Origin of the sequence: Alkaliphilus metalliredigens QYMF (assembly GCF_000016985.1) — a bacterium.
Taxonomy (GTDB): Bacteria; Bacillota; Clostridia; order Peptostreptococcales; family Natronincolaceae; genus Alkaliphilus_A; species Alkaliphilus_A metalliredigens.
In genome coordinates this window covers 1,433,480-1,457,138 of record NC_009633.1, presented here as the reverse complement: position 1 = coordinate 1,457,138, position 23,659 = coordinate 1,433,480, and the positions used below count along the sequence as shown (strand labels likewise).

The window sequence follows — 23,659 nt, the reverse complement described above, 5'->3', positions numbered from 1 at the left end:
AAAAAGTTACATCGAAAAGAATCCTGAGATCATCCACAGTTTTTCAAATACCATCTATAAAGGTATGCTTTGAGTTGAAAGTCATGGTGCTGAAGAAGCAATGAAGTCCATGGACTAATACAGATTCAATTTCACATAAAGTCAGAAGTAGGGCCTAAAGCCCTGTTTCTATTTGAGTCCTATTCATAATGCCTAAAACCCTAGGGAAAAGACCTATAATCATTTATCATTTTTCCTCTCTCCTTTATCCACGTCCGGCATTTGTAAGGTATTTACATGAAATCGTAGTAAATCCTTTGATTTTTTGATAAGATAGCCTTAATATCCAGTATCTGTTACCAACTTATGATAAGGGTGTGAAGTCATGAAATATAAAGTAAATGATGTAAAACGTATATTAAACCTAAGCAAAGATACCCTAAGATATTTTGATAATAAACGGTTGATTTCTTCTATGAGGGATGAAAATAATTATAGGTATTTTAAGTGTGAGGATATCAATAAAATATTTGCGTATAAAATGTATCGTTCATTATTATTTAATATGAAGGATGCAGAAAAATTAGTTAGTGGCGATTCTGTAGAAACGCAAAAAACAATGCTTAAAAATCAACTGCAGTTTATAGAGTCAGAGCAGGATTATTTAAATAGGGCAAAAAAGCATATTGAAATGTTAGCAGAAAAGCTAGAGAAATGGGGAAGATCAAAAGATGGATTTGAAATCGTTACTTCCCACAATTGTTATTACCACTGTAATCAAACTGATGAGCATTTTATAAAATCGGAAGAAGTCTTTACTAACACCTATAAATTTTTAAATCATATGCCAGACTTGTGGCCTGCTTTTAGTTATAATATTGATTGCAAAGAAACACCATATCGTTTTAGCTATGGATATGCATCCTATGCCACCGAAAGTCATCCTGTAGAGGAGCTTTTGCATCTGCCGGCTGTAAGATCTTTGTATAAATTATTTACAATAGAAGATAACTTGAAAGAAAAAGTTCATGATATTATGAAAGAAGCAGAAAATTTTTGCAATAAGAAAAGCTATAACATCAAGGGTAAGGCTTACGGGAATATGCTTCATGAAATGATAGAGGATACTGGACCTAGCCGATTGTTTGATATTTATATTCCTATAGAATAAATGGAAAAGAAGGCTGTCAAGGGGGTTGACAGCCTTCTTTTCCATTTATTTATCTATTTATTTATCGAATAAGTTAATCTTAATATCCAAAGCATTTTCAGCGGCTCTAGCTCCTGCTAAACGACCAGAGTTATATGCCCAACCTTGGGCAGCACCTTCTATGGCGTGTGCATAATGATCTGAATAAAGTCCTGCAGCATCGGATCCAGCAGCATATAGATTTGTAACGATTGTACTATATCCTTTTTCTGGCTCATCCATAACAACTTCAAAGTTAGAGTTAATGCGAATACCACCAACAGTACCTAAGTTGTTTACAGTTACCTTGAATGCATAATATGGACCTTCTGTCATTGCATACATATGGCTGCCATCTTTTCCATACAGTGTATCCATACCTTCAGCTGCATCAGCATTATATTTTTTCATCGTCTCGACTAGTGCATCTGGATTCATATTAAGTTTTTCAGCAAGTTCTTCAATTGTATCGGCTTTGACAACATGACCTGCATCCACCATTTGTCCCACAATCTCAGTAAGCTTACTCCATCCAAAGTCCATAGGGGTGATTTCAGGCATAGGCCCCATAGCAATCTTATCTAGCATTCCAGCTGCTCTAGCACCTTCTGTTTCTAATATGTTTAGTAATTCTTCATTATATATAAAATGTGCATAGTTTCCTTGTGACATAACAGCATTACCGGATAATGCTCGATCATATACGATGTCTTCGTTAGCAAAACGAACACCACTTGCGTTTACCCAAGGAATAATAGGCATGTATGCAACAGAATTCGTTGCTTGATATAACTCCATAAATTCATAATCACCTTCAACAGAATTACCACCGTCTACAGCAAAGGTATGGGTTACCATAGCAGATAATCCACGCTTGGCTGCACCAGCATCTACTGCCATATTAATTCCATCTCCAACATTAGAGTTATATCCTGATGCATTTACACTAACGCCATTTAAAGCTTCTGTTACCATATCGGAATTACCCACAAATCCACCAGTAGCGACGATAACTGATTTTGCAGATATGTGTAATGTAGAACCATCTTTTGCACTAGCAATCACGCCAGTTACTTCGTTATTTTCTGTTATCAGGCTAGTAGCAGGTGTTTCATAATAGATAGATGCATCATAATCTGCTACAATTTTATCCAACATTGCCGTTAATTGAGAAGAAGTCTTGGTATGATCATTATATTTATGATACCCATTAGTTCCCTCTGCATGAGATTGTTGAACAGCCGCTTTAGTTTTTTCAAATTCTATCCCATGTCCTTCCATCCAATCTGCAGTTGTATGGGAAAGCTCAAGAAACTGCTTGACCAATGTGGCATCAGCTAACCAATCCATTTCATCCATCCATTTTTCAAATATATAACCTGTATCCACAGGTTCATGTCCTAAGGATCTTGCTTGGGCACTATCTGCTGCAAAAAATCCTCCACCCATAGCAGTTGTACCACCAGCAATAGCAGCTTTTTCTAAAACAATGACCTTAGCACCATTTTCTGCTGCAGTAACAGCTGCTGCTGTTCCAGAACCACCAGCACCAATCACCACTACATCTGCGTCTAGTTCAACTATGGCACCTTCATTTTCTTTTGCTACAGCTGTTTTTAATAGATCAAGATCTCCTCCTGCTTCCAGTAAAGCACTTTCCACAGCCAATAGAAAGGCCTCGGAAGTAATCGTTGCACCACTTACAGAATCAATTCCAATAGACTGATTTTTAATAACATCTTCTATTAAGCTTTCCATTGCTAGGTCGCCAAGATTTACCGTCTCAGAAGATTCCAACACTGTAATACCTATAATAGAAGTATCACTTACTGTCACTTCTACCTTGATTGGACCATTCATACCTTCAGCTTCAGCTGTATAAGCACCAGCATTAAAGGCATTCTCATTATCTTGTTGAGATACATCCGTACTAGAACAGCCTATCAGTGAAAAAACTAACAACAGTACCAATAAAGATACTAAAAGCTTTTTGTTCATTTTTCAACACCTCCTAATAATATACTTATACTATAACCCTTGTAGTAACTACAAAGTCAATAGCAGATTGATAATGTTTTATCATAAAACAAAAGAGAGAGTGAGTATATTATATATAATATACTCACTCTCTCTTTTGTTTTTTATCCAAGCAATTGATCTCTTTGATTGACTCCATTCCATATTTCTTTATTCTTTAATGTCTATAAAACCTTTTTGACAGTTAAAATAACGAACCCCGTAGACCTCCACGGCTTCTATGTCAATCTGTCGGCACTTCTATACCGTTGTACTCTCCTTAGTTAAAGATAAGTAAGGGCGATCAAAACGTTTTTCATATGCATGATTTTTTTTAAGCTGTTTATCCCAAAAGAAAGCGTTTGTTAATCTCTTGCCGAGTAACTTAAAGCCAATTTGCATACCCATTCCCAATCGGATCGGCTTGGCCAATTGGCCAATATTTTCTGGGCTAAAGTTTCCTTCATACACTAAATTGACAATGGCCTTTACCATTGGTGCCATCATTTTCTCCTGAGCTTTAACTGGCCTCACCTGCAAACCTTCCACCCCGCCCTTAATGGCTGTCCCCATATAAGTTCTTCTCAACCTAATAGCCAATTGTTCAAAGTATGCCTCGAGATAATGAGATTGGCTACTTTCAGGAAAACCTGATTGTACAAAAAAGCTTATGTTTCCTTTGGAGGCTTGAAGTTTCTCCATGAATGCCATGACGTGGGAAGGCATTGCATGGACATATAGAGGCATGAAGAACATAACATGTTGCTCACTTTTAAAAGTCTCTGCCCACGCCTCCCATTTATCCCCTTCCTTCAAATCACGAATCTCAACCCTATCACCAAGGGCTTCAGCAGTTTGTTTCAGAATAAGTGCTGAATTACTGCCACTCCTTCTAGGAGAACCGTTGTAAATCACTAGTTTTTCCATGGGTTCAATTGACTCAAAGGCTACAACCTGATTTTTGGCCTTCCTTGATTCCAAGAAGCGCAATTGTAGACTACCCTCTTTCACGATGCGGTAGGCTTTAGATCTAAAGTGGTAAGCAGTACGATACAAATAATCCTCAATAACCTGTTCTTCTTGATTTGTTAAGCCTTCATTATCATAGTAAAATACCATATCAGGATAGCACTTATATCTAGCCACATGATGACATTCTCCATCTACAATTTCTATATATGGATGGTAGTGGGGAATTGTTCTGTCTAAAAAAGCTTTAGCTTGATGGCTGATAAATCCTTGGGCTGTATCCATTAGTAAAATCACAGTATCACTGTTTACATAGTTGGAATAGGATTCAGCCATTTGATCCTTCATTACACATCTACCAGGGGTCTTGAGCCAACAGTTCCAGCAGCCAATACATGCAGTGATGGATTGTTCTCCTAATCTGACAACCTTCAAAGGTTCATCATAAAGATTTTGGATGGCTTCATAAATTTCACCATCTTGTTTTTCTCTTAGATCAAACAAAGTTTTCATTTTTATCTCTCCTCGATACTCTTTTATCACTTTAAAATCATCCAATGTCATATTCCACTCATATACAATACTTCAAAACATTATCATCATAATAACAAGCCAACTAGTATGATTTAAAATAATGGCAATTATAGTAAGTTCTATAATTTTTTAATATTACCTCCTATGTTATAAATATTTTTGCATTTTTTTATTTTAGATAATAGTTGGACCTGTTCCATGAGATATTTATCCTGAGGGCAACTCTGAAACGCTTTTAAATTGATTCGCCTTGTCTAGCATCATTTCTGTCTTCACATGGTTTTTTGATAGAATGGTTTACTGATATGTTTGAGTACAATTTAGGTAAATTTCCTATAAAAAAAACACTTTACTCCAAATTGATTAGAGTAAAGTGTTTTTTAGGTTTTAATAACAATGCTTTTAATACTTACTAATCTTGATACCCAGATAATTGTTGTTGTGCTGCGTTAAGGGAATCTATTGCTTGTTGAATCTTGTTTTTGTTATCTGGCTTTTCTGCAGAACTAAGTGCTTGTTGTAGTGAGTTAACAGTAGTTTGTACTGAGGACATACTTTGGTCAACGTATTGCTTAGCTTTTCCTGGCATATGTCTTACCTCCTTTAATAATACTTTCAAGACTAGTATCCTCAACAAATTTCTTTAATATACATGATTTTTTCATACTAATAGTGAGTATAAATCAGCGTATTCCAATATAGTTCTCTTTTACATTGAATTAGATTTGACTTCATTTATTTAACTGCAAGCCTTTATATATAGTGTATTTAGAAAGAATTGACCTTTTATCTATAAATTGGACACGATTAAGTTAGAATTTCTCTTTCATTCTTAAATACTAAATTTTTCTACTATTTTTGCATATCAATTAATCTTCATTAATATCTCATTGTACCAGGTGTTCTAGCTGATTAAATCTTTTCTATTTTTCATCTGTATAAATCACCTGCTAATTCTTCTAAGGCTAACCGATCCGTTACCTGCAGTGTCTGTCTACTTTTCCTTATAATTTGCTTAGAAATAAGGATGTTTAGGGTTCTTAGTAAATGCCTATAGCTTGTACCTAGTAATTCTGCTAACTCAGTTAAATTTTCATGAATCTCTATTGTATCTTTATCGTTGAAGTCTGTATGCTTCCCTGTAGCAAGTATATAGCTAGCTAGCCTACTTTCAAGTGGATATAGTAAATTTATAGAACTATTTTTTGCACATTGATTAAGTTTTCCTCCTAGAGAATTACAGATAAATCTTAAGAATTTAGCATCATTAATTAAGTAGGACCTTGCCCGTTCCAAAGGGATTCCAATACAATAGGTATCTTCTATTACCTGTATGTTTGTTGAAGCATTTTGAAGCCCTACAAATTCTACATCCCCCAGTATTTTAAAATTCTCATAAAAACAGAGGAGCAGAGATTTTCCATTGCTCAAGGTTGTATAAACCTTTGCTCTCCCCTCAACAAAGAAAAAAATATAATGAATTCCCTCACTTTCCCTACAAATATGCTCGTTCTTTTTAAATAGAAAAAGCTCCATAATAGATCTCATGTCCTGAGTAAAGATTTCATCCATTGCATGTCTTTGGATATACTGGTTCAATCGCTTTGGGTCTTCAACTCTTTTCATAATCTCATCTCCAGTTCCTAATTCAATCCATATCTAATCCTAATATGACATATGTCATACTCCTTTGCAATGAATTCATGTTAAATTATAATTACGATTTTCGAAGGAGGTGTTTTTTTGAACAATTTTACCTCAGTCTTTATAGGAGCATTAATCTCCATAATGATTATGTTTAATGGAACATTAGCTAATACTCTTGGCAATTACAGCTCCAACGTGATTATTCATATGGTTGGATTTATCTCTATTTTAGTGATTTTATTAGTTAACAAAACCCAGGTAATATTTAATGGAAATATCCCTTTCTATTTATATAGTGCTGGTGCCATCGGAGTCTTCACTGTCCTCTTTACTAATCTAAGCTTTTCTATCCTAGGAGTATCCATTCCCCTTGCCTTAGGCTTATTGGGTCAATCTGTTGCTTCTATTGCTATTGACCAGTGGGGATTACTGGGGGCCAAGGCAGTTCCCTTCCAGAAAAAGAAGAGTGTTGGATTGCTATTTATTATATTAGGTGTTATTATAATGACCCTTTTTTAGGAGGTTTTATCATGCTCTATATAGCTATGTTGTTATCTATTTTAGCAGGCGTCTCCCTTGTTTTTGCTAGAATGGTAAACGCCAGTCTAGCAAAGGAAGTTGGACTCTTGACGGGCACTTTTTATAATTATGTGGTGGGATTATTTGTTTCATTGCTTTTTTTAGTGTTTAGCAAAGAATCTTCCACCCCCTTCCATCTGTCATTTAACATTGTTCCTTTATGGGCTTATTTAGGTGGGGTTTTGGGAGTTGTGGTTGTGACTGTTTCTAGTTATCTGTCACCTAAAATATCTGCCTTTTATTTAACCTTGCTTATTTTTATTGGTCAATTATTTACAGGAATTATCATTGACTTTTTTACCTTAAATGAACTATCGATAGGCAAAGTATTTGGAGGGATTTTGGTACTTGTGGGATTAAGTTACAACTTAGTATTAGATCAAAACAGAGAAGAGAATCCCACCTCATTTTCTAAGGTTGAAAGCATTTAATAGTGTCATGTATTCTAAAATGAGAAAGTAGCGTACTCCAATCTAGTTCTCTTTTACATTGAATTAGATTTAACTTCACTCATTTAGCTACAGTCCTTTATACATAGTGTATTTACAAAGGATTTATGGTAAAATAAAATAGTATATCGTAAGAAGGGGGTGAACTTATTAATGGAAACTAATGGCGTGTTAATTGTGGGAATCATACTAAGCTTAGTAATTGGCGCAGGTGCAATATTTATTTATTATAAAAAACGCAATCTAGATGCATTTTTTAGTCAGGTTTATGAGCAGGCAAAGCAAGCTCCAAAACAAAAGAAGAATAGTTTTTTGCTACTACTGTTTAAGGAGTCTCTTATGGCATCGAAAAAGAAATCTAATAAATCCTCTTTTGCTAATAAATTTCAAAATCCTAAATATTTAGAGATTCAATTAGTTCAGATGTCTCACATTCTTAAAGATACCTCAAAGGTACAGGATAAGACAATTAAAAAATCTCTGAATTTACTGAAGAATTATAAAGCATGGGAAAAAGCAAAGATGACTAAAGATACAAAGGTAGTTCAAGGTAAAGCATCATAGTCGTGTCTGCTCTGGGTTGAAAGTTCTCGTGCTCTCGTACTCAAATAGCAATAAAATCCATCGACTCATATAGCAACGTAAAAAAGCAAGGCCTGAGGCCTTGCTTTTTTATATTGTTTTATATTCTGTGTATTGTACTCATTTGGTTGCTGATTTAGCTTAGCTACTGTCTATTATCTAACCTGTACCTGGTCAAAGTAAGGTTGAAGTTGTTCTCTTATTTCTAACAAGGCTTCCTGATCAAATGGGGTAAATTGATTTTTACCAGCTAATACCGTGTGTCCATCTCTAAAGTTCTGCAGATAATACTTCTTGCTTCCCTGTAGTAGCTTCCCGATATTTATGAAGTCTTCTCTAGAGAATAACTCTTGGCAAACTGTGGTTCGAAATTCATAGGAGACCTGAGATTGCTGTATCAATTCAATGCTCCTCTTTATATCCTCTAAGTTCACCTTTGTTCTCACAATCATTTCATACTTTTCAAGGGGCCCCTTCACATCCATAGCAATATAATCTATTAGATTCTCGCCAATTAACTTTTCCAAAAGAGTTGGATTTGTTCCGTTTGTATCTAGCTTCACGTAAAAACCCAGATCCTTTATCTGAAGAACAAATTCATATAGGTCATTTTGTAGAGTAGGCTCTCCTCCTGAAATGCAAACGGCATCGATGAATTTTTTCCGCTTCTTTAAAAAGCCCAGAATCTCATCTTCATTAATTGTTCTCCCTTGATTGTTGACAATTTCTCCGTTATGGCAGTAGCCACATCGAAAGTTACATCCACCGGTAAAATAAACCGTTGATATTTTATCAGGATAATCAATGAATGATGATTTTTCTTGTCCAATTATATTCATCAGTAGTTCCTTTCTTTACCCAGCATCGAATTCAAGCAATGCCAGCTTCTCAGTTTTTTCTAGGCTGGCTTCAGCACAGAATTCCTCACGATCCTTATACTCCTCTTTCTTTCCAGGGTTCCAAGCTTGAACAGGACGATGGAATCCTACGACACGAGTCCAAACCTCTGATTCTTTTCCACAATGTGGGCATTCAAAATGCTCACCTGATAGATATCCATGCTCTTGGCAAATTGAAAACGTCGGCGTAATGGTAATGTAAGGAATTTCACTATTTTCCATGACACGCTTCAGTAGCATTTTGCATGTCTCAACGCTCTCAATCTCTTCTCCTATGAATCCATGTAATACTGTCCCACCTGTATATAGACTTTGTAGTTTCTCCTGTAGCTCCACTGCCTCAAAGATATCCTTTGTATGGTTTACTGGTAGCTGTGTGGAGTTTGTATAATATGGTTCTTCAGTTCCTTGTGTAATAATTCTAGGATAAATCTTTTTATCTAATCGAGCAAATCGATAAGCTGCCCCTTCTGCTGGTGAAGCCTCTAAGTTCCACAGACTTCCTGTTTCTTCTTGGAAAATTTGAATGACGCGATTCATAAATTCCATGATCTCAACGGCAAATTCATTGCCCTCCTCAGTGGTAATATCGACCCCTAATAGGTTTAAGCATGCTTCATTCATACCATTGAGTCCAATGGTGGAGAAATGGTTTTTAAAGTACTCTCCAGTGGCGCTCTTTACATCCCGTAGGTAATATCTAGAGTAAGGATAAAGGCCTACATCCATATACTGCTCTAGGATGACTCTTTTGTCCTCACAAATTTGCTTTGCATTTTGCATCAATTCACGTACTTTAGATTTAAACTCTTCCATGTTTTTTGAAGTATATCCGATTCTTGCCATATTTAATGTGACAACATTAATGGAACCTGTTAGTGGATTGGCCCCAAAGAGTCCGCCACCACGCTTCCTTAATTCACGATTGTCTAACCGTAGTCGACAGCACATGCTTCGAATATCCTCTGGTGCCATATCAGAATTAATGAAGTTAGCAAAATATGGGGTTCCAAACTTTCTGGTCATCTCCATAATGGCATTGACCACCTCGGTGTCCCATGGGAAGTCCTTTGTAATATTTACGGTAGGAATTGGGAAGCTAAAGGCTCTCCCTGCTCCATCTCCCTCCATCATCACTTCACAGAAGGCCATGTTAAATAGATCCATCTCTTTTTGGAATTCTCCATAGTTTTTATCCATATTCTCTCCACCAATAATGACACGTTGCTTTTTCAATAGTTCATGGGGAGTAATGTCTAATGTAACATTGGTAAATGGTGTTTGGAATCCGACTCGGGTTGGGACATTTAAGTTAAATACAAAACGTTGAATTGCCTTTTTCACTTGTTCATAGCTCATTTTATCATAATAGATAAAAGGTGCTAGATATGTATCAATACTCGATACTGCCTGGGCCCCAGCGGCCTCCCCCTGTAGGGTGTAAAGTAAATTGACTAATTGTCCTAGGGCAGATTCAAAATGCTTTGGTGGCTTTGACTCTACTTTTCCCTTTGCCCCTTTGAATCCATCCTTTAAAAATGCTTCTAAATCCCATCCACAACAATAGGGAGCCAATAGACCTAAATCATGTATATGTAAATCACCCTGAATGTGGGCATCCCTTAATTCCTTTGTATATATCTTGTTTAGCCAATATTTTTTAGTAATACTCTCAACGATATGATTGTTCAACCCTTGGAGTGAGAAACCCATGTTGGCATTTTCATTTACTCGCCAATCCTCTAGATTGACGTATTCTTCAACCATAACTTCTGCATCCATAAAGAGGTTTTTCACTTCTCTAATGTCTTTTTGCTTTTTTCTATATAGAATATAAGACTTGGCAGTCTTTGCATGTCCTTCTTCAATCAAAACCTTTTCTACAATATCTTGTATGTCTTCTACCGATGGTATGTTTGCAGCATATGTTTCGCTTACAATGTCAACAGCTAACTTAGATAAACGACTTGCCGTCATTTCATCTTTTCCGCCTACTGATTTAGCCGCTGAGAAAATGGCTTCTTTGATTTTAATGGCATCAAAGTCGACAATTTCACCATTTCTCTTCTGTACCTTCATTACTCCCATAATACCCCTCCTGTTGTATCGTACTTTACCTTTGATACTATATATTGTATATATTACATGATTATGCCTATATAATTCAATCCTCCAAAAGTCACATATCTGCTTTTTTTCGAGACATTTCTAGTACGTTCTCTCTTTTTTACGACATCTTGTATTTTATCAGAAATAACAAAAAAATAAAGGGTTGCTTTTTTAGCAACCCTCTGATCTAGTTCCATTTTGGAGTGTTGAACTGATTATTATTTTTTTCAATCCGTTTTCCTTCGTCCTCCGATACAATATAAGCCTCTACCCCTTGACTTGAATAATCCTTTACCATCTCGATTGCTTCAGCACGGGGAATCGGTTTTGATAGTCCACGATCTGTACGCACCATAAATTTGTGCTGCACATCATAGCCTCCTTCCATGTATGAGCTTATTCCTGTACGCCCCCCTCTAAGGCTTCTGCTGCCACTTCTTTAAACCTCTCTGTCGCTTGAGTGGCACCTGAAATCACATCTATCCCTTCCACGCTTTGTGCTTGAATTAATTCATCTTGTAAAGCTGGAAATGCTTCTGGGGCACTGATTCCTGCCTGTGCTTCCCATCTTTCATTATAATCATCATCTTCTGTCTTAGGCATACCCTCTTCGTCGAACTCATCATACATTACCTCTGTGATTTCACCATTATCTACTGTGATTTCAATTCTAGCTGTCCATCCTCGATCGTCTGCATCTGGTTCTTCATGGGTATAAGTCCCATCTTCATAGGTCATAGGTTCTTGGGCTTCATCATCCTCAGGGTCTTCTGTTGGTTCTTCTTGATCAGGCACTGGATCCGGATCCGGAGTCGGAGCAGGTTCCTCTGCAGGTTGACATCCTATGGTTAAGACCATTACCAATACCATGATGAGCAATAAAGTAAGTATTTGTTTCTTTTTCATCATTTTCACCTCTTCTGTCTTTTGTTTGTTGTTTAATGTCAACCTTAGTTTATATTAAATTAACCCTCTCTATTCATCTAAAATTTTCATGTTTTTCTCACCATTAACAAGATTGATCATTAACGGAAAAAATCCCTGGATTCCTTCAAATTCAAACTTCCTAAAATTGTAATCAGTATGAAATAAACCGTAATACTAATGAAGATAGTCCCTAATGTGACAATGCCTTCGCTGGAAAAATAATAAGTCAAATATTTAAAGGAATATAAAGTTGTGATTCCCATTCCTCCAGCTGCAATCAGTGGCTTGATTAACACTTCAAGTAGGGATAATTTAAGCTTAAGCAACCGCTTCACCGAAATGTAATTGAGTAGCATTACAATGACATAGCCACAGATGGAACCGATGACAGCTCCAAGAATATTCCAATGGCTAACAAGTAAAATATAACTAATAATTATTTTTACTAAAACGCCTATCATTAAATTTCTTACTGGAATATACACCTTTCCTATGCCTTGTAAAATACTAGTTAAGCTTTGGGCCAATGATATAAATACAACATTAATAGCCAGTACGCTTAAAATTTCGCCACCGGCTTCGTTGGCTCCCCAGAGTAGATGAATAATGGGTGAGGCCAGTAACATTAATCCAATTGTAGCAGGTAAGGCGATTAGCATTGTGACCTTAATTCCAGTAGTCGCCTTTTCCCTTAGATGAAACACATTATTTCTGCTAAAGGATTGAGAAATGGTAGGAACGAGACTAGCTGCCATGGCCATACTAAATGTCAGGGGAACATTAATTAATGTGACTGCCTTTCCTGTCAGTTGACCATATAAAATTGTCCCACCCTCTACGGTATACCCACCCTGTAGCAACCTAGCTGGCACCAATATGGCGTCTACCAGTGCCATCACAGAGCTTAAAATAGCTCCAATTGTAATGGGTATTGCAATAATTAAAATTTGTTTAGCAACTCTGTAATTGTCTTTAGGTCTATATTGTTCTCTTATTTTTCGGTGTCTTGGATGAATAATCTTAAAATAATAAATGAGTAATGGAATCAATCCTAAAAAAGCCCCCATAGTGGCACCAAAGGATGCGGCCCCCGCTGCATAACCAATGCCTTGGTTAATATATGTATAAGCCAACACAACACCAATAATCACTCGTCCCGATTGCTCTGTAATTTGTGAAATGGCGGTTGGGAACATGACCTCCATTCCTTGAAAGTATCCACGGAAGGCAGACATCAGCGAAACAAAGAATGGCGCAAAAGCTAACCCAATAATTGAATAGTAGGCTTCTTGAGGCCAGTCTAAAAGAGTGATGATTCCTGGGGCTCCAAAATATAATATAATAGACGTCACCGCTCCTGTAATCGCAAGCATTGATAACGAAACCCGAAAGATTTGTCTTGCGCCGGCAATATCATTAACAGCTGTTTTTTCTGCAATCAATTTTGAAATAGCAGCAGGAAATCCAATGATTGAAATTGAAAGCATCACTGTATAGATAGGATAAGGTAGGCCAAATAACCCCATTCCTTCATCATGGATTAATCGTTGTAGTGGAATCTTAAAAAAGATTCCTAGCACCTTAGAAAGTAGTCCTGCAGCGGCCAATATAAAAGCACCCTTTAAAAAACCCTTGCTTCCTCTATTTAACATACTTAGGCTCCTTGTCATGAAATATTCTAATTAAATATATTCCATTATCAATGTACATTATGTGTTAAGCTTCAATAATTTCAAGAAATAAATTCTGCTACTATTCAATACAGTGCAATGCTTCTTTAGTATTTGAAATGAGGCTTATTTTATAAAAACAACTAATAAAGGAAATGCTATCATTGATGCCATATGAGCTAAGGAGGTTATTGATGAAAACTTTAAAAGAAATCGCCACACAGCTAGAAAAAGACTTGGTTGATTCGATACAATCACTTGTGAAAATCGAAAGTGTGGAAGGCGAAGCCCAGCAGGGTAAGCCCTTTGGTTCTGCTGTAGACGAGGCCCTTCGCTACACTTTATCCCTAGGAGAAGAGCTAGGCTTTAGAACCTTTTATGGAGAGGGATATTATGGATACATTGAAATGGGTCAAGGGGATGAGCTGGTTGGTATACTAGCTCATTTGGATGTTGTGCCTGTAGAGAATCCAGATCAATGGAGTCACCCTGTCTTTGAGGGAGAGATTCATGAAGGAAAATTATATGGTCGTGGTGCTGTAGATGACAAGGGCCCTTTATTGGCTGCACTTTATGCAATGAAGGCTGTAGCCGAAGCTTCCATTCCCTTACATAAAAGAGTCCGTTTAATTTTAGGGACAAATGAAGAAACAAAGTGGCAGGGAATCGTCCGCTACCTCCAACAGGAGGAGGTTCCTAGCATCGCTTTTACTCCTGACTCTGACTATCCACTGATTAATGCTGAAAAGGGACTACTACAGGTAAAACTTTCACCTAATACACCTGACCCTCCCCCTCCATTCAAGCTCACTGGAGGTGGCACATTGAATAGCGTCCCAGATTACTGTACCTATGAAGGTGAGGACATTGACTCCTTAACAGAACTAGCTACATCCTTAGGGTATACCCACAAGGCTTTAGAAAGAAACTTCTCTATTTCAGGAAAATCTGCTCACTCTGCAAAGGCTTGGTTAGGTGAAAATGCCATTAGTCGAATGGCCATACTGCTAACTAAGGCTAAATTCACTTCACCATTAATTGCTTTCATTGCAGAACAGCTTGGGGAAGATGTTTATGCCACGACTCTATTTGGTAGCTATGAGGATGAGGTATCAGGTAAAATTACCCTCAACCCAGCTGGAATCACAATCAATCAAGAGGAGGAGAGTCTTTCCGTTGATATTCGCTATCCTGTAACCAAAACAAAAGAGGATGTGTTAGCTATTTTAGAGAAAGCCCTCTCTTCCTATGAAATACAATTAGAGGTATTGGATCATTTGCCATCGTTACATGTCCCTCTAGATCATCCTTTAGTGAAGACCTTAAGGCAGATCTTTGAAGAAGAGACAGGCTTAGATAGCACACCCTTATCTACAGGAGGGGCCACATACGCTAGAGCGTTGGATAATTGTGTTGCCTTTGGTCCTCTTTTTCCTGGGAAAACCAAAATGGCTCACCAGACCGATGAGTATGTTGACTTAGATGACTTAATGAAAAGTCTTTATATGTACGCCAGGGCGATTGCCAGTCTTGCAGAATAGTGCTTATATTTCAAAAATAAAAGATGCCGAATCCAAGGGATTCGACATCTTTTTAAATTTGACCAAAAGCAACTTGAATATTTTTTAATCAGCAGCATTTGTAATGGTGACAACCATACTCACTTCTCCCGCTTGCTGTGCTTCACCAAATAGACTTCTTAAACCATTCCACACCTGCTCTTCCGAACCGTGAAAATGCGTTGCCATTGGTCCTACCTCATACTCAATCCCTTGGTTTTCCAATGTACTAATCGAGTTGTTTATTGTTTCACTGGCTCGATTTGTTTTTAAAGGATATAGCGCTACTTCTGCATGAATCATAGATTTTGCCTCCCTCTACATTAAAGTCTTATTTTAACTTCTATTATAGTATGGAGACAACTGGATTCATTTATTCACAACATTTAAAAGGCATCCATAAACTTTTATTTCCGTATGATTATGCCTTTGTGGTTTCTTCTTTCTTTGATAAATGAACATATCCTTGATATGCTAGTACTAATGATAACCCAAATAACACAACTGGGAAGAAAACAAGTATCCAGTTACCCGTAGCTAAATTATCTCGGATTAAGAATACTAGGGCTAACAATGTGACAGCAAACATGAAAATCATTGGGAAAATAAACATGACGTTGTTCTTTCCAGTTTTCTTTAACCATACTGCAATTGCCATCAAGGACAATGCTGCTAATAATTGATTTGCAGAACCAAATATTGGCCAAATCGCCTCCCATGAGGTAACCGCCAACAATCCACCTAAACCTGCTGTAATCCCTGTTGCTACATACATATTTGTTAATGGATTTTTTTTATCTGCACCCTCCTGAGCAAAAAACTCTTGTAAAATAAATCTTCCTAATCTTGTGGCTGTATCAAGACTTGTTAAAGCAAAGGCTGATACTGCCAAAGCAACAAAGGACTTTCCAATGGTAAATGGAATACCAAAGCTAGTCATAAAGACGCCAATTCCGTCTGAGAACACGTTTACTGGTCCTCCATTTGCTAACAAAGCAGTTAGTTGATCCTGTGTTATATATGCTGCTGTGATAATGGCAACCGTAGCCAATACCCCTTCTATCAACATACTACCATAGCCCACAACCTTTGCATCACTTTCTCTATCTAGTTGTTTTGACGTTGTTCCAGAACCAACCAAGGAATGGAATCCTGAAATGGCTCCACAAGCAACTAAAACAAATAACATTGGAAATAAATATTGTCCGTTAATATTAAAACCTGTATAACCAGCTAATACAATTGTTGGTCTCGTAATCAGCAATCCTAATACTGCACCCGCCATCATAAAATATAATAAAAAAGAGTTCAAGTAATCTCTAGGCTGTAATAGTATCCAAACTGGTGTAACAGAAGCCACAAAGATATATCCTAGTAAAATAGCGATCCAAACATTTCTACTTAATGCCAATGGAAATAGATTTCCCAGTGCAATACATCCAAACAATAGTATAACCCCAATCACACTTCCGATTCCAAGAGAAACACCTCTTCTGTGAACCGCAAAACCAAATACAACCGCTAATCCAATAAATAGAACGGAAGCTGTTGCCGCTTCGGGAACACTGACAAATGTGTTGGCAACGATGTTAGTAAATGCCGCCACAACAAGTAGCAGTGTTAACCAAGCAAATCCTGCAAACAATCGTTTACCACTTCTACCCATATTGACTTCAATTACTTCTCCAATTGATTTCCCCTCATGTCGAATCGAAGCAAGTAGAGACCCATAATCTTGTACCCCACCAAAGAAAATACTACCTACAATAATCCAAAGTAATACAGGAATCCATCCAAATATTGCTGCAGCTATTGGTCCTACAATGGGGCCAGCTCCTGCTATGGATGCAAAATGATGTCCTAATAATACAGGTGACTTAGCAGGCACATAATCAACACCATCACCTCTTGTATGGGCTGGTGTTTTCCTATCATCTACCCCCCACTGTTTTGTTAGCCAAGCACCATAAGTTACATAGGCCACTAACATTGCTACGATTGAAAAAAGTACTAAGAATAGTGCACTCATAATAATCCTCCTTTACAATTTTTTAAGCTATCTATTAAATCTCGTAAAACTTTTTCACCTCCCCCCCTCTTTTATTGGCTATAATTAAACCTTTTCTAAGATCTACTACCAATAGTCTCACATACACCCATCCTTTAAACCCAAAGGCAAAGCTCTTTGTGAATTTAAACTTTTTAATTTCTTTTACTAATTCTTCATCGAGGCCATTCTCAAGTAGGATGACTCCTGTGACAATGGATGACATATGTTCACCATGGGGTTTCACAAAATCCTGTGTAGCCATTATCAGTGTTTCTTTAAATCGATTTAAGCTATGGATGTTCATACTTGTCTCACTTTTTATAAAAGTATATTCGTTATTCTCAAAGGCATAGACAACCACTTTTTTACTAGCCATATACTTTTCATTTCTGACAAAAGATTTTGCAAAAACATCAAAAGCTATGTTTTTATAGCTATATGTTGTTTCAATATCGAAATATTTCGACAATTTTTTTTGTATGTTCTCTACATATCTATTTGAATTCATATTGTCACCCTCTTTACCAGTTGATTGGTAATGTAATTCATGGAAATATTATGGTTTTTCAAAAGTTGAGGTTCCACCACCATTTTATTATAAAGGAAAATAATCATTTTTTAGGGAAAACGTTTCAACATGTCAGAATTGTATACTAAAGTGTCATTATTGGGGATTTTTGTGTTTGATTAATCTAACCCCACTAATCCCTTAAATACTTTTGCTTTATTTCTGCTTATTGGAATATCCCCTTGACCATAACCCCTCATCTTAACCTGAAAACTATGATTAAACCAAGGAATAACCTCGTCTATTTCATCTAGATTAATTAAAAAGCTTCTATGGGGCCTAAAGAATCCATATTGTTCTAGACGTTCAGTCCATTCCACCATGGTGACATTACTAATAAAGATTCCTCTTTTACTCACTACCTTTGTATTACGCTCATCAGTTTCTATAAATATGATGTCATTAATACAGAGGACAAATAGTTTTCCCTCTTTCTCTAGTGTAATTTTTTGCTTCTTGTGCTCTGTATCAAGATGTTTCTCTAATAAAACTTTTACTTTGTCTAATGCCTTCTCTGAATGTACCTCTTTTTCTTGGAGTAGCTTTTCCATGGTTTTTTTAAAACGTATATCATCTATTGGTTTCAATAAATAATCAATCGCAGAATACTCAAATGCCTCGATGGCATATTGGTTATAGGCCGTGGCAAATATAATTTTAGGTACTCTATGGAGAGCCATTAGTTCATTGGCCACATCAAACCCTGTCATGTCCTGGAGTTGAATATCTAAAAAAACAATATCCACTGTATTTTCCTTACAAAAACCAATCGCATCTTCTCCGTTAGATGCTTCTGCTACTACCTGAAATTGTCCATAATCCTTTAGTGAATTGATTAAGTTCAACCTAGCTGGTCTTTCATCATCAACAATTAAAATTTTTTGAACCACTCATTTCTCCCCCTTTTCGAACTTCAGTGCATTATCATTCTGGTTTTATCTTTGATATATGCCATTATTTGATTAACAGGGTATCTTGACCTGAATTTTTGTTCCATGATCGACTTCACTACTTACCTCTAGACAGTATGCTTCTCCATAGAGATTAATTAAGCGTTTATTGACATTCATTAACCCAACAGATTTAGAGTCAATGACAGGTTTTAGTATTGTTAATAGCCTCTCTTGAGAGATACCTAACCCATTATCAACGATTTCTAAGAGAACACAATTTTCTAGTTTTTTAGATAAAATTTTAATCTCTCCCCCACCTCGCTTGGGTAGTATTCCATGAATGACTGCATTTTCAACAAGTGGTTGTAAGATAAGGGGAGGTAGCTTACAGGTTATGTTCTCCTGTAGTTCATACTTTACTTTTAATTGATCCCCAAATCTAGCCTTCTCAATCTCTAAATAAGAAGCCACGTGTTCGATCTCTGTTTCCATATCTACCATATCTTGATTATTACTTAGACTCTTTCTAAATAAGTCCGCCAGAGAAATTAACAGCTGCTTTGCTTGAGTTGGGTCAACCTGGACAAAAGAGACAATGGTATTGATTGTATTAAATAAAAAATGAGGATTGATTTGAGCCTGTAATGTTTTTAGTTCTGCCTCTGCCAAAAGTTTCTTCTGATAATCCAAACGACTCAACTCTATTTGCGTTGAAAATAATTGAGCTAATCCCAAAGCTAACTCCACATCTAGGGTCGTGATACTGTTTTCTTCACGCTTATATAGCTTGAGGGTTCCTACCACTTCTTCTCTTTCCTTTAATGGTACAATAATAACTGACTTCAATTGGCACTTGGGTTGATCGCATTGAATATCCCGTTGGTGAAAGATTACTCTGTGTTCTCCTGATATAACCACATCTCTTGTAGACTGGGTTTGGAGTTTGCACATAGGAACATGATGATCCTCTTCGGCTCCTTTATGTGCTAGAATCTCCTTGCAATTTGTAATAGTGACTGCTGCAACATCAACAGTATGATAGATAATATTCACAACTTCTTTTGCCACTTCTTCATTTAATCCTTGCCTGAAATAAGGTAATGTCTGATTAGCAATTTTCAGGGTCTTCTCAGCTTGACCTGCTGCAATTCGCTCATATTCCTGATGAATATTTTCAATAATACCAATAAACAATGAGATCCCAATAGAATTGACTAGAACCATGGGTAGTAAAATAATCTTCACAAGCGTAAAGGCATCCCCAAAGGGTCGTGCAATCAGTAAAATAATTGCCATTTGAACAATTTCTGCAAAAATTCCGATAAATAGAGTATATTTCCACTTCTGACTTTTGTTTTTAATATAAAAATGGGCATATCCACCTATGAATCCTTCAATGATTGTAGCAACTGCACATGCCAATGCTGTAAATCCACCAATATCAATTACGTATCGATGTCCACCAGCAATCATGCCTGCCATCACACCTACTACCGGTCCACCTAAAAGTCCTCCCACCATAACTCCCACTACTCTTGTATTGGCAATGGCACCATTAACAGGGACACTTGAATAGGTTCCTAATATGCCAATGGCACCAAATACCACGGCTAGTATGATCTTGTCAATGATAGTGATATTTTTTTTCGTCACTAATTTTCTAAAAATACCTATTTTAGATATGAGTATAGCAAGAATAATAATAATTCCTAGCTTATTGGCTAAAGAAACAATGATTTCTATAATCACTTTTATACCTACTTTCTTGAAATTTATTGATACTATTATAGCATAATGTGATTTAGTTGTCCTTGCCAGTTTAAATATGTCAATCGATGTAACAGCAATGTATTACCTAATTCCTTTATTTGTTCATCTTGACTAGAGTTATATAGCGTCACACTTGTTTCTTTACTTGATAAATCCTTGAATTGTGATACCAGCAGGTTTTCCTCTTGTAATAATCGTCTAACATGCTTTGCTGTTCCCCCATTGCCATCTATTAATGCCGCATGATTTCCAATCATTTCGGCGATGGATTCCCTTACAAAGACATAATGGGTGCAACCTAATACAATGGCATCTATCTCCTCCATATTAAATGGAGAGAATAGCTTTTCTAAATATGTCTCTAGGGCTGGTCCCCTAGCCCCTTCTCTTTCAATAATTTCCACTAAACCAGGACAAGGTAGCTTAATCACCTCACCGCAATCATTGAATCGATCAATGAGTGTATTAAATTTTTTTTCTCTTAATGTCACAGGCGTTGCCATGACGATAACTCTTCCAGAAGGATGTAGCTCTAAGGCGGGCTTTAAGGCTGGTTCCATTCCAATAACTGGGATATCCAAGGAGGCTCTTAATTCATCTATCGCAGCACTGGTTGCTGTGTTACAGGCAACAACCAGTGCCTTAATTCCTTGGGCTAATAAAAACTCCACTACATCAAAGGAAAGTTTTTTCACTTCGTCCTTGCTTTTGATTCCATAGGGGGCATTGCCAGAGTCTCCATAATAAACATAGCTTTCTTCTGGCAACTGGGAGATTAGATCAGCCAATACACTGATCCCCCCTACTCCTGAGTCAAAAACACCGATGGGTAACTTCCGAATTTCTTCTTTCATTTTTTTTATCACCAACTCTATTATATTTTCTACTGATATCATTCTTTTTTGTCATCTGAGGAAATTGCATATTTAAAGTTTGAGTTGTGTTGATCTACTATTGATTTCTATTATATATTAGCTTTTTTTTCAGAGCAATAAAATACTTCTCCTCAATACAGAATAAGAGCTACTGGACCAGTAGCTCTTAATATTATCATCCAAATACTATTTTTCTAATCTCTTCTGAAGCTCCCTTTGGGCTTCCTCAAAGCCTGGCTTTCCAAGTAATGCAAACATATTCTTTTTATAGGCCTCCACCCCAGGCTGATCAAAGGGATTGACCCCTAGGAGGTATCCACTGATGGCACATGCCTTTTCAAAGAAATAGACAAGATAACCAAAATAATAGGGTGTTATCTCTGGAATATGGATAATCAAGTTAGGCACGCCGCCATCTGTATGGGCTAAGAGTGTACCTTCAAATGCTTTTTCATTAACGAAATCCACAGTTTTTCCAGCTAAATAATTTAAGCCATCTAAATCTGCATCTGTGGGCTGAATGATCATTTTCTCCTGGGTATTTTCTACATGGAGCACTGTTTCAAAAATATTGCGCATTCCCTCTTGAATATATTGTCCCATGGAGTGTAGATCTGTGGAAAAGCTTACGGATGCGGGAAAGATGCCTTTTTGATCCTTTCCTTCACTTTCTCCAAACAACTGCTTCCACCATTCTCCTATATAATGTAGTGCCGGTTCATAATTCACCATGATTTCTGTTGTCTTTCCCTTTCGATATAGGGCATTTCGCACAATGGCATACTGATAACAACTATTTTTATCTATATTGGAATGGTTGAAATCTTGTAGAGCCTGCTTGGCTCCCTGCATCACTTCTTCAATATTAATCCCTGCTGCAGCAATGGGCAGCAATCCCACAGCTGTCAGTACTGAAAATCGTCCCCCTACATCATCGGGTATGATAAAACTTTCATATCCCTCTTCATCGGCTAACTGCTTGAGGGCCCCCTTTGCTTGATCTGTGGTGGCATAAATTCGTTTTGTTGTTTCTTCCTTGCCATATTTCTTTTCCATATATTCTTTTAAAACTCTAAAGGCAAGGGCTGGCTCAGTGGTTGTTCCTGATTTTGAGATGACATTTAATGAAATGTCTTTTCCTTCGATGATGTCCAAGAGATGCTTCAAATATGTTGAACTAATGTTGTGTCCCGCAAAGTAAACCTCAGGTCCTTGGCGTTTATCCTTCGGTAGTGAATTATGAAATGTATGTGTCAGCATCTCAATGGCTGCTCTAGAGCCTAAATAAGAACCCCCAATCCCAATCACAATCAAAACATCCGAATCATTTTTGATTTTTTCTGCACAGTTTTGAACTCGTTGAAACTCATCTTGATCATAGTTCTTTGGAAGATCTAACCAGCCTAAAAATTCATTCCCAGCTCCCGTCTTTTCATGGAGCAGTTGATGTGCTGTCTCTGTCATTTTTCCTAAATAATCAAGTTCATGGGTATTGATATAACCTGATGCCTTTGAATAATCAAATCTAATTCCACTCATATGATTTTACCTCCATCTCTCTACATAGCTCGTATTTTTTAAAATTACCATAATTTCCGAAAAAATGCAAGAATCTCCTTTAAGTGACTAACACAAAATCATGATTTTGTGTTAATCACTTAGTTCTAAATCCCATAATCCCTCAATTTTTTCACCACCAAATTTAACCACTAATAGTTTTATGTAAACCTGTGGTACAATATAAATAGGAGGTGCAGCAATGGAACAGAGCTCGGTCATCTTATTGGGAATTTTATTAATTACTATGATTTTTTGGGTATTATATCTGTATTCAAAATATAGTCGAAGTTATGTCTTCAATCAATATTTCAAGGTTGAATATGAAGAAAGTTATAACCTGGATAATATTTTTCAAGTAAAAATCCATGGTCGTATTATACCCACTGTTAGCTATCTTGATATTCCCTATGAGGATATCACAGTAGAGATTCATACCCCCACCATTCGAGGTAATATAAAAAATAACTTTGTTTCAATTGAATTGGTTCGTCCTCAGGATCGCCGGAAGGCAATCATGCTTGTTAAGTCTCACTATTACAAAGCTGTCAAGTCTTTCATTAAAGAAACAGTGACAAATAAAAAAGAACATATCTATTTACTTAGTCTTGCGGAAAAACAAAAAATTCAAATGCATAAAATTGCATGCCACACCTGCAAGCATCGTGTTCAATGTCAAATTTCTTTCACAGAATGCAAATATGAGCGAGTAGAAAAAGATATATTATTGCATAAGGGAATCAAAATAGACATAAGTCGCGTTTCCACCCTTCCCCACTATAAAAAACTATAAAAAGTTATAAAAACGCCAATGGTTCAACCAACCATTGGCGTTTTT

The 23,659-nt window shown here is 36.8% G+C and carries 22 protein-coding genes; 6 read left to right on the top strand and 16 right to left on the bottom strand.

The genetic code is table 11. The features are described 5' to 3' along the window. Window positions 1–364: 364 nt before the first annotated feature. On the top strand, window positions 365–1,150 hold the full coding sequence (locus AMET_RS06885; RefSeq protein ID WP_012062636.1) for a MerR family transcriptional regulator: 786 nt from the start codon (window positions 365–367) through the stop codon (window positions 1,148–1,150). Window positions 1,151–1,207: 57 nt separating this feature from the next. Here AMET_RS06885 and AMET_RS06880 read toward each other — a convergent pair whose 3' ends face one another. From AMET_RS06880 to yeiL, 4 genes are all read right to left on the bottom strand, one after another. Continuing rightward, on the bottom strand, window positions 1,208–3,166 hold the full coding sequence (locus AMET_RS06880; RefSeq protein WP_012062635.1) for an FAD-dependent oxidoreductase: 1,959 nt from the start codon (window positions 3,164–3,166) through the stop codon (window positions 1,208–1,210). A 279-nt stretch (window positions 3,167–3,445) separates the two neighbouring features. Beyond that, window positions 3,446–4,666: a flavodoxin family protein gene (locus AMET_RS06875; RefSeq protein ID WP_012062634.1), complete on the bottom strand. Its 1,221-nt coding sequence runs from the start codon at window positions 4,664–4,666 to the stop codon at window positions 3,446–3,448. Between the two features lie 433 nt (window positions 4,667–5,099). Next, on the bottom strand, window positions 5,100–5,276 hold the full coding sequence (locus AMET_RS26185) for a hypothetical protein (RefSeq protein ID WP_198135402.1): 177 nt from the start codon (window positions 5,274–5,276) through the stop codon (window positions 5,100–5,102). 341 nt (window positions 5,277–5,617) lie between these two features. Next, entirely contained in the window at window positions 5,618–6,313 is a 696-nt protein-coding gene (yeiL, locus tag AMET_RS06870; protein WP_012062633.1) for a transcriptional regulator YeiL, read from the bottom strand. Between the two features lie 117 nt (window positions 6,314–6,430). On the opposite strand from yeiL, the gene AMET_RS06865 reads away from it, so the two are divergent. The 3 genes from AMET_RS06865 (at window position 6,431) to AMET_RS06855 (ending at window position 7,926) form a co-directional block, all read left to right on the top strand. Beyond that, entirely contained in the window at window positions 6,431–6,853 is a 423-nt protein-coding gene (locus tag AMET_RS06865; protein WP_012062632.1) for a DMT family transporter, read from the top strand. Between the two features lie 11 nt (window positions 6,854–6,864). After that, on the top strand, window positions 6,865–7,344 hold the full coding sequence (locus tag AMET_RS06860; protein ID WP_012062631.1) for a DMT family transporter: 480 nt from the start codon (window positions 6,865–6,867) through the stop codon (window positions 7,342–7,344). A gap of 171 nt (window positions 7,345–7,515) precedes the next feature. Then, window positions 7,516–7,926 (top strand): hypothetical protein, encoded by a 411-nt coding sequence (locus AMET_RS06855; RefSeq protein ID WP_012062630.1) that lies wholly within the window; start codon window positions 7,516–7,518, stop codon window positions 7,924–7,926. A 173-nt stretch (window positions 7,927–8,099) separates the two neighbouring features. On the opposite strand, the gene AMET_RS06850 is transcribed toward AMET_RS06855, so the two are convergent. The 5 genes from AMET_RS06850 to AMET_RS06830 form a co-directional block, all read right to left on the bottom strand. Further along, on the bottom strand, window positions 8,100–8,783 hold the full coding sequence (locus AMET_RS06850; protein WP_012062629.1) for an anaerobic ribonucleoside-triphosphate reductase activating protein: 684 nt from the start codon (window positions 8,781–8,783) through the stop codon (window positions 8,100–8,102). A gap of 15 nt (window positions 8,784–8,798) precedes the next feature. Beyond that, complete coding sequence (locus AMET_RS06845) at window positions 8,799–10,931, bottom strand: ribonucleoside triphosphate reductase (RefSeq protein ID WP_012062628.1); 2,133 nt, start codon at window positions 10,929–10,931, stop codon at window positions 8,799–8,801. A 208-nt stretch (window positions 10,932–11,139) separates the two neighbouring features. After that, window positions 11,140–11,322: a hypothetical protein gene (locus AMET_RS06840; RefSeq protein WP_049765334.1), complete on the bottom strand. Its 183-nt coding sequence runs from the start codon at window positions 11,320–11,322 to the stop codon at window positions 11,140–11,142. Between the two features lie 26 nt (window positions 11,323–11,348). Beyond that, on the bottom strand, window positions 11,349–11,861 hold the full coding sequence (locus AMET_RS06835) for an FMN-binding protein (RefSeq protein ID WP_157047177.1): 513 nt from the start codon (window positions 11,859–11,861) through the stop codon (window positions 11,349–11,351). A 116-nt stretch (window positions 11,862–11,977) separates the two neighbouring features. After that, on the bottom strand, window positions 11,978–13,531 hold the full coding sequence (locus tag AMET_RS06830) for a putative polysaccharide biosynthesis protein (RefSeq protein ID WP_012062624.1): 1,554 nt from the start codon (window positions 13,529–13,531) through the stop codon (window positions 11,978–11,980). Window positions 13,532–13,743: 212 nt separating this feature from the next. On the opposite strand from AMET_RS06830, the gene AMET_RS06825 reads away from it, so the two are divergent. Next, window positions 13,744–15,090 carry a Sapep family Mn(2+)-dependent dipeptidase gene (locus AMET_RS06825; RefSeq protein WP_012062623.1) on the top strand — a complete coding sequence of 449 codons (1,347 nt, stop codon included), beginning with the start codon at window positions 13,744–13,746 and terminating at the stop codon, window positions 15,088–15,090. Window positions 15,091–15,174: 84 nt separating this feature from the next. On the opposite strand, the gene AMET_RS06820 is transcribed toward AMET_RS06825, so the two are convergent. The 7 genes from AMET_RS06820 to AMET_RS06790 all read right to left on the bottom strand — a co-directional run bounded on the left by AMET_RS06820 (window position 15,175) and on the right by AMET_RS06790 (window position 22,803). Next, window positions 15,175–15,411 (bottom strand): YkoF family thiamine/hydroxymethylpyrimidine-binding protein, encoded by a 237-nt coding sequence (locus tag AMET_RS06820; RefSeq protein ID WP_012062622.1) that lies wholly within the window; start codon window positions 15,409–15,411, stop codon window positions 15,175–15,177. Between the two features lie 118 nt (window positions 15,412–15,529). Continuing rightward, the gene (locus tag AMET_RS06815) at window positions 15,530–17,137 is read right to left on the bottom strand and encodes a carbon starvation CstA family protein (protein WP_012062621.1); all 1,608 of its coding nucleotides are present in this window, start codon (window positions 17,135–17,137) and stop codon (window positions 15,530–15,532) included. A gap of 34 nt (window positions 17,138–17,171) precedes the next feature. Then, the gene (locus AMET_RS06810) at window positions 17,172–17,666 is read right to left on the bottom strand and encodes a hypothetical protein (protein WP_012062620.1); all 495 of its coding nucleotides are present in this window, start codon (window positions 17,664–17,666) and stop codon (window positions 17,172–17,174) included. A gap of 179 nt (window positions 17,667–17,845) precedes the next feature. Continuing rightward, window positions 17,846–18,616, bottom strand: a complete 771-nt coding sequence (locus AMET_RS06805; RefSeq protein ID WP_012062619.1) for a LytR/AlgR family response regulator transcription factor — start codon at window positions 18,614–18,616, stop codon at window positions 17,846–17,848. 72 nt (window positions 18,617–18,688) lie between these two features. After that, on the bottom strand, window positions 18,689–20,368 hold the full coding sequence (locus AMET_RS06800) for a LytS/YhcK type 5TM receptor domain-containing protein (protein ID WP_012062618.1): 1,680 nt from the start codon (window positions 20,366–20,368) through the stop codon (window positions 18,689–18,691). Between the two features lie 35 nt (window positions 20,369–20,403). Then, a complete protein-coding gene (gene murI / locus AMET_RS06795; RefSeq protein ID WP_012062617.1) occupies window positions 20,404–21,243 on the bottom strand; it encodes a glutamate racemase in 840 nt (279 codons plus the stop codon). 207 nt (window positions 21,244–21,450) lie between these two features. After that, entirely contained in the window at window positions 21,451–22,803 is a 1,353-nt protein-coding gene (locus AMET_RS06790) for a glucose-6-phosphate isomerase (RefSeq protein ID WP_012062616.1), read from the bottom strand. A 220-nt stretch (window positions 22,804–23,023) separates the two neighbouring features. Between AMET_RS06790 and AMET_RS06785 the strand changes: the two genes are divergently transcribed. Then, entirely contained in the window at window positions 23,024–23,614 is a 591-nt protein-coding gene (locus tag AMET_RS06785; RefSeq protein ID WP_012062615.1) for a hypothetical protein, read from the top strand. Window positions 23,615–23,659 lie beyond the last annotated feature (45 nt).

Bases quoted from the DNA above. Each gene is read 5' to 3' on its own strand.
- AMET_RS06815 (WP_012062621.1), bottom strand. From the start codon at position 17,137: ATGAGTGCACTATTCTTAGTACTTTTTTCAATCGTAGCAATGTTAGTG.
- AMET_RS06830 (WP_012062624.1), bottom strand. From the start codon at position 13,531: ATGTTAAATAGAGGAAGCAAGGGTTTTTTAAAGGGTGCTTTTATATTG.
- AMET_RS06835 (WP_157047177.1), bottom strand. From the start codon at position 11,861: ATGATGAAAAAGAAACAAATACTTACTTTATTGCTCATCATGGTATTG.
- AMET_RS06850 (WP_012062629.1), bottom strand. From the start codon at position 8,783: ATGAATATAATTGGACAAGAAAAATCATCATTCATTGATTATCCTGAT.
- yeiL (WP_012062633.1), bottom strand. From the start codon at position 6,313: ATGAAAAGAGTTGAAGACCCAAAGCGATTGAACCAGTATATCCAAAGA.
- AMET_RS06875 (WP_012062634.1), bottom strand. From the start codon at position 4,666: ATGAAAACTTTGTTTGATCTAAGAGAAAAACAAGATGGTGAAATTTAT.
- AMET_RS06845 (WP_012062628.1), bottom strand. From the start codon at position 10,931: ATGGGAGTAATGAAGGTACAGAAGAGAAATGGTGAAATTGTCGACTTT.
- AMET_RS06825 (WP_012062623.1), top strand. From the start codon at position 13,744: ATGAAAACTTTAAAAGAAATCGCCACACAGCTAGAAAAAGACTTGGTT.
- AMET_RS06790 (WP_012062616.1), bottom strand. From the start codon at position 22,803: ATGAGTGGAATTAGATTTGATTATTCAAAGGCATCAGGTTATATCAAT.
- murI (WP_012062617.1), bottom strand. From the start codon at position 21,243: ATGAAAGAAGAAATTCGGAAGTTACCCATCGGTGTTTTTGACTCAGGA.
- AMET_RS06810 (WP_012062620.1), bottom strand. From the start codon at position 17,666: ATGAATTCAAATAGATATGTAGAGAACATACAAAAAAAATTGTCGAAA.
- AMET_RS06885 (WP_012062636.1), top strand. From the start codon at position 365: ATGAAATATAAAGTAAATGATGTAAAACGTATATTAAACCTAAGCAAA.
- AMET_RS06855 (WP_012062630.1), top strand. From the start codon at position 7,516: ATGGAAACTAATGGCGTGTTAATTGTGGGAATCATACTAAGCTTAGTA.
- AMET_RS06785 (WP_012062615.1), top strand. From the start codon at position 23,024: ATGGAACAGAGCTCGGTCATCTTATTGGGAATTTTATTAATTACTATG.
- AMET_RS06880 (WP_012062635.1), bottom strand. From the start codon at position 3,166: ATGAACAAAAAGCTTTTAGTATCTTTATTGGTACTGTTGTTAGTTTTT.
- AMET_RS06860 (WP_012062631.1), top strand. From the start codon at position 6,865: ATGCTCTATATAGCTATGTTGTTATCTATTTTAGCAGGCGTCTCCCTT.
- AMET_RS06820 (WP_012062622.1), bottom strand. From the start codon at position 15,411: ATGATTCATGCAGAAGTAGCGCTATATCCTTTAAAAACAAATCGAGCC.
- AMET_RS26185 (WP_198135402.1), bottom strand. From the start codon at position 5,276: ATGCCAGGAAAAGCTAAGCAATACGTTGACCAAAGTATGTCCTCAGTA.